General features: G+C 65.6%; 7 protein-coding genes. All 7 read right to left on the reverse strand.

Going from position 1 to position 12021, the window contains the following annotated elements; translation table 11 throughout:
• Position 1 precedes the first annotated feature (1 nt).
• The gene (locus NTV05_09250; GenBank protein MCX6544587.1) at positions 2-331 is read right to left on the reverse strand and encodes a hypothetical protein; all 330 of its coding nucleotides are present in this window, start codon (positions 329-331) and stop codon (positions 2-4) included.
• Between the two features lie 268 nt (positions 332-599).
• Positions 600-1607 carry a sigma-54 dependent transcriptional regulator gene (locus NTV05_09255; GenBank protein ID MCX6544588.1) on the reverse strand — a complete coding sequence of 336 codons (1008 nt, stop codon included), beginning with the start codon at positions 1605-1607 and terminating at the stop codon, positions 600-602.
• A 164-nt stretch (positions 1608-1771) separates the two neighbouring features.
• Entirely contained in the window at positions 1772-3400 is a 1629-nt protein-coding gene (locus NTV05_09260; protein MCX6544589.1) for a family 43 glycosylhydrolase, read from the reverse strand.
• An 8-nt stretch (positions 3401-3408) separates the two neighbouring features.
• Positions 3409-4014, reverse strand: coding sequence for a LamG domain-containing protein (locus NTV05_09265; GenBank protein ID MCX6544590.1), 606 nt, complete (start codon positions 4012-4014; stop codon positions 3409-3411).
• A 107-nt stretch (positions 4015-4121) separates the two neighbouring features.
• The gene (locus NTV05_09270; protein ID MCX6544591.1) at positions 4122-5648 is read right to left on the reverse strand and encodes a pectate lyase; all 1527 of its coding nucleotides are present in this window, start codon (positions 5646-5648) and stop codon (positions 4122-4124) included.
• Positions 5649-5710: 62 nt separating this feature from the next.
• Positions 5711-10348 carry a GDSL-type esterase/lipase family protein gene (locus NTV05_09275; protein MCX6544592.1) on the reverse strand — a complete coding sequence of 1546 codons (4638 nt, stop codon included), beginning with the start codon at positions 10346-10348 and terminating at the stop codon, positions 5711-5713.
• Between the two features lie 38 nt (positions 10349-10386).
• Positions 10387-11976, reverse strand: a complete 1590-nt coding sequence (locus tag NTV05_09280) for a carboxylesterase/lipase family protein (protein MCX6544593.1) — start codon at positions 11974-11976, stop codon at positions 10387-10389.
• Between the last annotated feature and the right edge of the window lie 45 nt (positions 11977-12021).

Below are 12021 nucleotides of genomic sequence, written 5' to 3' on the forward strand. Positions count from 1 at the left end.
CTCAGGTGAATTTCTTTTCGAACCAGCTGCCGTCTGGCCCTTTTGCGACCGAGGCGTAGCCACGTCGGCGAAGCACCGCGTCGGCGAGGGTCGCCCGCGGCAGCAGCACCAGCCGGCGTGCGCCGCTGGCCATACACGCCAGCTCGAGGGCGTCCAGGAGACCAGCCGCAACCTCGTCGGTGCCGCAGATCGAGTCGCGATCGAGACCCAATTCCGTCACCCGCAGTTCACGCTCCGACCGCTCGTACGCCGCCAGGCCTGCCACGCGGGTCCCGCACATCGCGAGGATGCGGCCAGACTGACCGAGCCTGGAACGGCGGGCCGCCGTCATCCTCTGCCCCCTGAACAATCGACGCAGGTCGGATTGTGGGGGTCCGCCCGAGTCCGGGCCCAGGACCCGGAACTGCAAGGGAGCGGCGGCGCGGGTCCGCGCGAAATCCAAACCCGACTCCATGAAGGGGTGTGCAGCAACCCGGGTGCCAGCTCTGAAAACGCACGTTTTTCAGGGGAATCGAAGGGCTTGCCAGTTTGTGGGTAGCGATTTGGTCGGGGTTTCTTGCGAAATCTCGGCGCGGTCGGAGGTGATCGGCGCGCGGTCGTCAGTCAGCCGCTTCGAGGTGGCCGAGACCGAGCTTCTTGATCCGATCACCCAGCGTCGACCGTTTGATATTGAGAAGTTCGGCGGCCTTCGACTTGTTCCCGCTGCTGACCTTCAACGCCCAGCTGATCAGATTCGACTCCACCTCTTTCAACCGATCGTCGAGTGAGATCGAGGACGGAAGCGTGTGGGTCTCGACGATGGGTTCGTGATCCTCGGCATACTTGTGGAACAGAACGCTCACCGGCACGCATCCGACCCGGACGGTGTCGCAGGTGCACGTCTGGGCAATCCGTTCGCAGGCGTTCTCGAGTTCGCGCACGTTACCGGGCCACGGGTACCGCATGAACGCCAGATGAACGGCCGGCGCAACCGCCCGCGCTTCTTCGCTCCGCTCCCTGAAGTACCGCTTGATGAAGTGGTCCATCAGGATGGGGATGTCTTCGCGACGTTCGCGCAACGGCGGCAGATTGATCGGGATCACGTTCAGGCGATAGAAGAGGTCGTCGCGAAACTTCCCGTCGCCCACCAGCTGCTTGAGATCGCGCTTGCTGCCCGTGATCACGCGAACGTCGATCGGGATCGTCCTGGATCCGCCCAGCCGCTCGATGGTCCGATTCTGGAGCACGCGCAGCAGTTTGACCTGCATCGACATGGGCACATCGTCGATGTCGTCGAGGAAGATCGTCCCGCCCTGCGCCAGTTCGAATCGACCCGGCCGATCCTTGATCGCGCCGGTGAATGCCCCGCGTTCGTGTCCGAACAACTCCGACTCGATGAGCGTTTCCGAGAGGATCGCGCAACTGACCGGCACAAACGGCCTGTGGCGCCGCGAACTCGACTGGTGGATCAAGTTCGCGACCATTTCCTTGCCGGTGCCGGTCTCGCCGGTCACCAGCACGCTGCTGTCGCTGTCGGCGATGACGCGCACGAAATCGAACACCGCCCGCATGCGGGCGCTTCGGCCCACGACAACCTGGTCGATGGTGAAAGGGGCGGAGGCAGTCATGTGATCGGATATCTATGAATACGGTGAAGTACGATTTTAGCAGATGTCCAGATAGTATACTAACGTTCAGGAATTCCGGTGCCGGGCTTGGCTGAAGTCGCACTCGTCGAGCGTCGTGATCCAGCGGTAGACTCGACCCGTGCAGTCCCGACAGGTGGAGAAACCTAGGGCAGGGCGCGGTACTTGAAGTTGCGGAACCGCACCTCGCCCGAGCCCGCCGCGTAGATCGCGGGCCGCAGGCTCAGAAACTCGTACGCGACGTTGTGGTGGTACCCCGACAGTTCCATCCCGCGGTCGTAGCGTTCCCACCGCTGCCCGTCGACGCTGAACTGCATCGTCACGATGTGGCGGTCGTTGCGGAGACGGATGAAGAGGTGGCGTCCTATGTGGGACGGCTTCCCCTGCTGGCGATCAAGCCCGTAGCTGTGCATGAAGAAGTTCTTGGCCGAGAATCCGAGGCCCGCGTACAGGCGGCTGCTGTAGAACAGGAGCAGCCCGGCCGTCGCCTCCTGGTCAATGTCGATCTCGACCTCGATCTCGTAGGCATGGTCGCCGGTGACGAACGACAGCGGCGAGCAATCCGCCGGTGACTTGCCCTTCGCCTTCAGCACCAGGCTGTCATTTTCGTACCGGTAGCGCTGCCGATCCGTGTCGGTCCCCTTATAGAAGCTCCATTGCACTCCCATCCGGTCCGTCGAGAAGTCGTCGGTGAAGGCGAAGCCATGCGGGCCGGCTGAACCGGCAGGCTTCGCGATCGGTTTCGAGGCGTCGAACCCGAGCGTGCGGAACCAGCCGTCGTCGGTCCACTCGATCGGCTCGAGCAGCGTTTGCCGGCCGAGGGTGTAGAACCCGTTTTCGTACGCGTGATACACGATGTACCAGCGTCCGTCCGGGGCTTCGACCAGCGTGCCGTGCCCCTTGGACCACCAGCGCTCGGTCGCGGACTGTGTCCGGATGATCGGGTTGAACGGCGAGTTCTCCCAGGGGCCGTCGATCGACTTCGAACGGGCGGAGACGATCATGTGGCCCGTCGGGGGTCCGGCCGTGCCGCCCTCGGCGAGCACCATGTGGTAGTAGTCGCCCTTCTTGATGATCTTGGGGCCCTCTTGCGAAAACCCCTCGACCACCCAGTCTTCGGGGTACTTCCAGCCGTCATAGATCTTCTTCGCCTCTCCCGTCACCGACAGCCCATCGTCGGCGAGCGGCGCGAGATATCCTGCGCTCAGGAATAGATAACGCTTGCCGTCGGGACCGACCGCGTGCCCGGGGTCGATGCGCCCGATCCTGAGGTCGATCGGCTTGCTCCAGGGTCCGCGGATATCGTCGGCCCAGACCACGTAGTTCGACCGGTAGGGCCCGACGCCGGGGAAGTAGATGTAGTAGCGGTTCTTGTGCTTCACCAGGTCTGGCGCCCAGACCGAACCGACGTTGGTGAAGAGGGCCGGACCGATCGGCTTCCAGTTCACGAGGTCGCGTGAGTGCCAAATGACCAGACCCGGGTAGGCATCGAACGACGAGAACGTCATGTAGTAGTCGCTGCCGTCCTTCAGGATCGACGGATCTGGATGATCTCCCGCCACGATCGGGTTGAGAAACGTGCCGTTGCCGAGATCCGCCTTGCGTTGCCCCTCGACACCACGCGCCCAGGTCTGTTCAGCTGATGGCCGTTGGAGCAGCGTCGCGGGCGGCGACTGAGCAACGCCACGAACGAGAAGCGAGCTCGAGACCGCCACCAGCGCAAGCGCGGTCAGCACGCGTCGCGCCACGATCCGTCCGCTTACGGCTGCAGCCATCCGTGCGATCACCGAGAGGCCCTGAGGAGCTCTTCGGGTGGGAGAGCAGCCGGTGTGATACGTATGAGGCGGATTCGGCCCTTGAACCATGACACGAGATTCTGGCGAACTCCAACTGACGTGCGCCCGGGGCCGAGGGGTTTGAATGCGACGGCGCCAGAGCCCTGGCGGACTCGGTCCACGTAGTGGGCCATGGTCTGCCCATCGAAGCTCAGCGCGGCAGCGTGCCAACTGGCAGACCGATGGGTCATCGCGCGATCAATAAGTGTGAGCGATGCGTCATCGTGGCGAAGGAACGAGTCGAGACACCACACCGCGCCAGGAAGCAGTCGCAGCTCGATCAGGGCTCGGTTGCCGGTGCCCGTCTCTTCAATATGAACGAAGCGCTGCTCGTCGCCGCCGTCCGCCGCGGGCGAGAAGACCACTTCGATCGTGAAGCGTTCGAGGCCAGCCAGCGGGTTGTTCTCCACGACCACGCCGTCGCTCGCGCCGTTGAACTCGATGGCCTTGCCATCGGGCGTCTCGACCACTCGAGGCGAGCCGACCACGGTGACCCGCTGACCGCCGATCGTCACGAGACTGTCAACAGACCAGACGACAGGAGCGCTCTTCATATGAAGCCTCCCAACCTGCGCCATGGGGCACACTGCCCCGCCCCATCCGAGCCACATTGCAGTGATTGCGGCCCATGCCATGCGACGCGCGATTCCCCCCATGTCCTTCACTTCGCGCCGTTCAGCGAGCGAATGAGTACGCTCATGTTTCGCACGTACGCGGCTGTCGAGATCCCCACGATCTTGTCGTCGGGAAATGGCGAAGTGTCGGTTTCGTCCCCGACGTGTGTCCTGGAAAAGTCGCCCGGGGCCGCGGTCGTGGACCCTCTACCCCGATACGGGTGACTGTTTGTCCCCAGCGGAACCAGCCAGTAGCCCTCGGCGTTCAGGCTCGTGATAACTGACTCCGGCGTCGCGCTCGTGCGCTGGTCTACAGCGAAGTATCTCGCCAGCGGGCGCAGCCCTGCACCAGGGCGGAGAGGCGAGTCCTTGGTCGCCTCCGCGGGCGGGAGCTTCCTCGCTGCGGCGTACTGCGTCCTCAGTCCCGCGATGTCGATGCGCCGGAACGAGCTGTAGTGCGCGAGCGTGTTCGCCGAGTTGCCGTCCACATAGTACCGGCCGTTCTCGATGTTCGATCCCTCGCGGTGCACGAAGAGCGGCTTGTTCGTGCCGATCTCGATGAAGGTCGGATGCGTGCGGCCCTGCGGCGCCACGCCTGGCGGCAGGGTCAGACGCTCGAGCCAGTCAATCGCCTCAGGGATGCGCGCCAGGAACTTCGTTTCACCGGTCAGCCTGTAGAACTGAATGAGCAACTCGAGATTCCGCGCCGTCGTGTGCGTGACAAGTGCGTCCGGCTCGTAGGTACGGGCGCCAACCGGCTTCAGATCCGGGGTGTACTGCAATCCCCAGCCGGGCTGCGGCTGTCCCTGCTGGGTGACGAGAAATGCGTTCATGCCGCGGATGATCGGATCGAGAAGGCGCGGGTCGCCAAGCGCCTGGTAACACATCACGAGAAAATCGATATTCTCCGCCGCCACATCGTCATTGAACGTGAGGTAGGAAGTGTAGTCCGGCTTGCCATGGTGCGCGAATTCCGACTTGAGCGGATACCGCTGGGGCCACGCGCCAATGGGGTACTGGCTGTCGAGCACGAATTGTATGGCACGGTCGAGCGCCGGCCTGTAGGCTGGATTCCGTTTCTCGGTATACAGACGCAGCAGAAACTTCGAGGCCTCGGCCGTTCCCGCGTCGTCGAATGTCGCGTTGCCCCAGTAGTGCTGGAACTCTTCGAGCCGCCAGCCGTTGTGCCCGATCGTGTCGTACCAGTCGCGCAACGAACGGTCACCGGCAAAGTCCACCAGGTAGTTCCAACCACCCGCCGGATGCTGGCCCCAGATGAGCGCGCCCGCGACCTTCTCGGCGCACTGATAGTAGTACTCGTCTCCCGTGGCGTGATACGCGTCGAGAAACAGGTGGCCCATTGTCGGCGTGCCCGGCGGCTGGATCCAGATCTGCGTGTCGCGAGCTTCGAGTTCCCCCCAGCGCCGCGACATGTCGGGCAGGTAGGACCAGACATAACCGCCTTTGGTGCTGACCTTCTCGACCATGAAGACCGTCGCGCGCTTCATCGCGTCGAGAATCTGGGAGCGGCCCGACTGCTGTGCGCGGTCCGTCCCGGCGCCCAGAAGGATCATGACTGCGACGGCCAGCACGAGAACCGGTCTGGCCGCCGGGCGGGAACATGGGTGGTCGATCCTCACTGCGTTCCTCCATTCCACAGGTGCACTGGGCTGTGAGTCTTCAAGTGCGCCGCGAGGCCACTGCCGCCCAGCGCCCGAATGCCCTTCGCGACTTGCTCGGCGCTCGCCTGCGCGCCCGCGCCGTTCGTGTGCGTGTCGTCGCCCGCCGTAAAGTAGCGCGACGACACTGTCACGGACCCGAGCGCCGTATAACTGGCCGCGAGTGTCTCGTTGAGATCGAGGACGCCCACGCCTTCCTCGCCGGCGATCCTCCGCACGAGCGCCGCGTGCTCGGCCATCACGTTGTTGAACCGCCCGTCTTCCAGCCAGTAGTTGCGTGGCACGGGTGTGCAGAGGATGACCGTCGCGCCCCTGGCCCGCACGTCCCGAACGTACTGGCGGAGGTAGTGGCCGAAGGTCGAAACCACGACCGGTCGTCCGGTCGAATCCGCATAGACCCGCTCGCGCTCCTCGCCGCTACCTGCGAGCGTGCCCCGGTCCGTGGTGATCTCGCTCTGATCGTTGTGACCGAATTGGATCAGTACGAAATCGCCCGTCTTCATCTGATCGAGGACCCGGGCCCACCGGCCCTCTTCGAGGAAGGAGCGGGTGCTGCGGCCGCCCATGGCCCAGTTGAGCACCTGGATCCCGCGCTCATCGAAGTACGGCGCGATAAAGTCTCCCCATCCGTCGCCCGCTCCATGGTTCTTCACGGTGGAGTCGCCCACGATGAAGAGCGTCGGAAGGGCCGGGGCGCGGAGCGCCGGGTCCGAGCGCGGCCGCTCTTTGACGGCCGGCTCCGGCGGCGGGCGCGGCAGGCGCACGCGGTTGTTCATCTGCGTGATCTCGGGCACGCTCGCGTCGGTCTCGATCGTGACGGTTGCGCGATCGAGATTGGCGTCGGCAGGCAAGGACAGGCTCACGAGGGAGGTGATCGGCTTCATGTCTGAGGGGGCCTTGATGGCGGGCACCCGGCCGCGCGCGAGTTCGGCACCGAAGCGATTCCGAACGACCACGCGCGAAGGCGGAGCTGTTACGGCGCCCAGGCTGTGAACGGTCACGCTCATTCGCCGACCGGACGTCTGGACGTCCTTCTCGCCGATGCCCAGATCGGGACGCATCCAGTACGGCACACCCTTCTTCACGAGTTCGAACTCCAGTACCGTCGCCACTCCAGGCGCAAGGCTCACTTCGAGTTCGCCGGACCGTTCCCATTCGATCGCTCGCGGGGTGGCGTCGCCCCCTGGCAGCGCGTCAGGGTTCGGCCCAGTCGCCTGGGTCAGCTTCCATGATCCGGGCTCGATGTCCCAGCCCCGCATGCGCGCGATCACCGGCGCGGCACCGAGGTTCCAGGCCACCACGCGCACGTGCGTCGGCGTGGCATCCGGCACGAGAACGGCCACGCGCTCCTCATCGCGCGGGCCTGAAAACGTCCACGAGATCGCCTGACCTGGCTCGTACGCATTGCGGGTCAATGCCACGCCGCCAAGCCGGGCACGCTGCAACTCGGAGTGGTTGATCGCCGATCGATCCGTCCAAAGACTCCCCTGCGTGTTGATGTACTCGCGCGCGGCTGCCGCCTGGATTTGATCTTCGTAGAGCGATTCGAGCCAGCGGCGGTCGCCGGTGACTTGCCAGGCCAGGTGCTGAATCGACGGATCTGCGGCGGTCTTTGCCGCCGCCACGATCTGCGGTCCCATCGACTGACGCAGCGATAACAGGTCGAGGGCGTTGGCTGCGATGCCCGGCAAGCCCCGGATGCCGGCGTCGAGCATCGGGGCGAGGTACTTGCGGTCACCGGTCCAGCGGTAGACGGCCCACAGCAGCGGCCATGTGCGGTCAGAGCTGGCGGCCTCCTGATCTTCGTCGGTCTCGAAGCGCACCGCGGCCCGCAGTGCCCGGCCGCCCTGTCCATCGGGCTTGTAATGGGCCAGCAATCCGTCAGCCAGTTCGACAAGCCATCTCTTCGCTCGCGGCGCACCGTTGTAGTCCACGAGCGCAATCGCCGGATGCAGGATCAGGTACGACGAGGGCTTGGACCAACCCCATACGCCGTCGGTAGCCACGCGCGTGCCGCTGAAGTACGACGAGGTGATGTGACGGTGTCCGGCCGCATTGACCGCGGTGATCCGTTCCTCGATCGCGCGGGCCGTTTCCATCGCCCGCTCGAGACTCTCAGGACCGCCGAAGTCGAGCAGGAGCGCCTGCCCAAGCACCTGAATGCCCTCCTCGTAACTGTGGAGCTCGTCGGTCTGGATCGTGGACAGGCCGCTGGTGAACATCCCCTGGCGGTAGAACGCGTCGAGCTCGCGCAGGAGCGATGCGCGTATCCGCTCCGGCGCCACTCCCATCATCGCCGTGCCCGGCCACCAGTTCGTCAGGTCACCATCGTCGGACAAGCCGCCGCCGAACTCCCCGTTCGCGAGCTGACGGTGATCGATGAACCAGTTGACAAACCTCTTCACGTACCTCAGGTACTCGACCTGACGGGCAGCCCAGCGCGGCGTGCCTGTCGGCGTCGGCGACAACGGGATCTCGGGGCGTGGCTGCTCGCGGTTGTACTCGTACCAGTACTCGCGCCCGCGCGGGTTCTCGGGGTCGACCGCCAACAGATCGGTCAGATCCGTCTCGAAACGGGTGTAGAGCGACAGTCGGCGCGTGTTGGGCCGCTCTTCGATGATGTGCGCGAAGTTGTCGCGGACCTGGGTGAAGCGGTCGAGCACGTGCTCGACCTTCGCCTCCTTCGCGGGCTTGAAGATCAGCCGGACTTCGGCGCCTTCGAGCGCCGCGGGCCCGAAGTCGCCGCCGGCCGCCGCAATCGTCAGGTACAAGCCCGCACCGCGGGGCAGGATGCGATCCCGCAGATCCAGCCACAGCGTGTGGGCCTCGCCAGGCTTCACCGAAAAGCTGAAGTCGAGCATCGAACGCAGCGGCCACAGCGGGTCTCTCACCGAGATATTGATCGGGAACAGCTCCCCGTGTGTGGGCAAGACGTTCAAGGGCGGCAGATCGATGGCGATGCCGTCGAGGCCACCATCCAGGTTTGTCCACGTGTACGAGTTGTTCCCGCGCCAGGCCCCGAACGATGCGTCCCTGAAATCCGACGGGATGAGGATGTGCACGATGGGCAGACCTGCCGGCTGCGGCCCCCGACTGATCCGCGGCACACCCGACCCTGCCGGCAGGCCCACCATCGTCGTGCGCGCGTCCGTCGGGTAGCGTCCGTTGATGAACGTCAGGGCCTCCTGCACGCTCGGGTACCGAGGCTCGGCCCGGGCCGTAAGCCGGTAGCTCAGAACGGCGGTCCCTTCGGGCTCATTCCCGGCCGTCACGTAGTAGGCGGCGAACTCGCCAATGGGCGTCTCTCGCTCGACGTTTGTGAATCGTATCTGCTTGCCTGTCACCGGCCGCTCCAGCAGGTGGAACGTGCGTTCCTGCCCTTTCGGCCGCTCGAAGAGCGGCGTCACCTCGACCGGGCGCCCGGCGGGCAGGGGGGCCGTCGGGTCCGGAGGCATGACGCCCGAGGGCACGAGCGTGAAGGGTCCGAACGCCGCACCGCTAATCTCGAGGTGGTTCCAAGGCTCGTCCGGCATCACAAATTGCACGGACTCACCAGAGACCGAGTAGCAGTCCCAGTCGGGCAGCTGGAAGTAGTCGTTGCGGCCGGGCAGGCGCGAGCGATTGTAGACGCCCGGCCAAGTCGTCTCACGGATGCCATCCGTGCCCTTCCACCACCAGCGCTTCACGTCGTAGACGTCGTGGATCTCGACCTTCCTGATGCGCACCGCCTTCGTGTCGAGCGGCGGCGGCGGGTCGCCGACGCGGTTCCACCCGTACCGAAACCACCATTCGTCGCGCCACTGCCGCTCGCCGAGCGTCCGGTTGAGTGGGGGCATGGCGCCAGGGGCGTCGCCGCGCGCGAGAGCCGCGACGTTGTCGTCGCCGATCATCCGGTCGTAGATACGCAGTTCGTCGATGTCGCCGCCTCTTACGAAGTTGTACGCACTCTGCACCTGGTAGGGGCTGATGACGCGCGAGTGCGGGCCGAACTGGTCGAGGGCAGCCGAGAAGATGGCCTGGCCGTCCTGGCTGGCCACCATCTGACCATTGACGTAGAAGCGGATGCCGCGCGTCTCGTCCCACGCGAGCGCGAGGTGCACCCATTGCTTCGGACCGGGGAACCCGGGCATGGCGTACGACACTCGCGTGCGCGCCAGGCTCGCGTCAGTGACAAAGGCGTCGAAGCCGGGCCTGCCGTTGTAATCGATGCGCATCCAGGTCATGTCCCAGCTGGAGTGATCGCCGTAGCCGACGCGGAAAACGGGAAACGGCGTCCCGGCAACCACTTCGCGCGAGCGCCAGAAGAACGCCAGCGTGCCGCGTTCCGCATAGATGTTGCCCGGCGCCCGGTACGAGAAGACCTGCGTGTGTCCGCATTCCAGGCCGGGACCAATCGCGCCATCAGCGACGACCTTGACGTCGGTGGCGAAATTAGGCTCGGGATCTCCGCCAGCCGCCCAGTCGGCGGTCAGAGAGTGGCTCGCCGACAGGTAGAAGAGCAGGCCCGGCGCCGGCGACTGGGCACCGCCGCCGATTCCGGCCAGGAAGACGAGGATACCGGCCAGCCCGCATCGGCGCAGCCAGACAGCGGTCATGACAAGGCTCCCTTCAGCGCGCCTCCGGCGGGTGCGCCTTACGTGCCGGGCTGGACGTACGGCACCTGACTGAACAGCCGGCGCTCGCCGCCGCGTGGATCGTCGACCACTTTCGAGATCTCGTCGAACACCATCGTGGCACGCCGCGAGAGGTCGAACGTCGGCCAAGCGGGGATGGCCCTGGTGTTGGGATTGCCGGTTCGGGCGAACGCGATGCACGCGTCGCTCATCTGATCGGCCACGCGCTCTGCAGCGGGGCCGGTTCCAACCATCTGAGGCGCCAGGGACGCGTTGTCGAACACCAGGGGCACGTCCAATCCGTGATGCGCCTTCCACTTGCCGCTATCAATGGGCGTTCTCCAGTCAAGTTGGTACACCCACGTGCGTCGGGCGCTCTCGGCCGACGCGGCGCGCCGGTCTGCCTCGATCACCTGGCCTCGCCAGGAACGAGACGCGGTGGTCGCCGCGAAGAACACATCGGCGGGCAACGACGTCGGGTACATCTTCCGGTAGGTCGCGATGACCTGCGCGCGATCGAGATCCCCCATGAACGGCGAGTTGGCCTGGAGCCTGGGCACCAGCGTCTCCCAGCTCAACTCGAACAGCGACGGATCGCCGCGGCCGATGAGCGTTCGCGTCTCGTCGCGCGTGTTGCCGAGCACCATGGGGATGCGCGCCGAGAGCGGCGGCGCGTCCGGATCGAACGGATCCCTCGACAGCGAACGTCCGTCCTTCACCGGACCCAAGTACCGGGGCGCGCGGCTCGCCTTCACCAGTTGCTCCATCGGGAGCGACTTGAGTTCCTCGATCCGGTCCCGGATCCCCAGCGCCTCGATCAACTGCAACGCGTGGGTCCTGGCCGTCGTCACGCGGCTCGCGGTGATCTGCTGGCCGCTCATCGTCCATACGCGGTGAAACAACCCCGCGGCCGCTGGCATCGCCATGAGCGTGGCGCACTTGGCCCCGCCGCCCGACTGGCCGAAGATCGTCACGTTGCCCGGATCCCCTCCGAACTCCACGATGTTGTCGCGGACCCACTTCAGCGCCAGCACCAGGTCGAGCATGCCGACGTTACCCGAGTCGGCGAGATCCGGCCCACCGAACTCGGCGAGGTAGAGGTAGCCGAAGACGTTCGGCCGGTGATTGACCGTCACGACGACGACGTTGCCGCGCCGGCTCAGGCGGACGCCGTCGGTCTCGATGCGATTGCTGGTGTCGCTGGAATACGCACCGGGATGGAACCAGACCATCACCGGCCGTTTGCCCTCGTCGCGGAGGCCGGGCGTCCAGACGTTCAGGTGCAGGCAGTCTTCACCCAGCACCCATTTCTTCTCTCCAGTCGGCTGCGGCGCCACCGGTCCGAACTCCAGCGCGTCGCGCACGCCGATCCAGGGAACCGGCGGCATGGGAGGGAGAAAACGCCGTGGGGCCGTGTCCGCGCCGTAGCGGACACCCTTGAAGACGGCGATGCCGGTGTCGACGAACCCCCGGATCCGGCCGGACGCCGTCGAGGCCACGGGGGCGCTCGACTGGGCCGATCCCGCGAACCCGGGCCGTGGCACGAATCCCGCCCCGGCCAGTGCGCCGACGCCTGTGAGGAGAGTGCGCAGGACGGCTCGTCGGTTCATACAGGCACACGGCGGGAAGGGCGTTCACCGATCCCAGGGCGCTCC

This window comes from Acidobacteriota bacterium (genome assembly GCA_026393755.1).
GTDB lineage: Bacteria > Acidobacteriota > Vicinamibacteria > Vicinamibacterales > JAKQTR01 > JBAXOX01.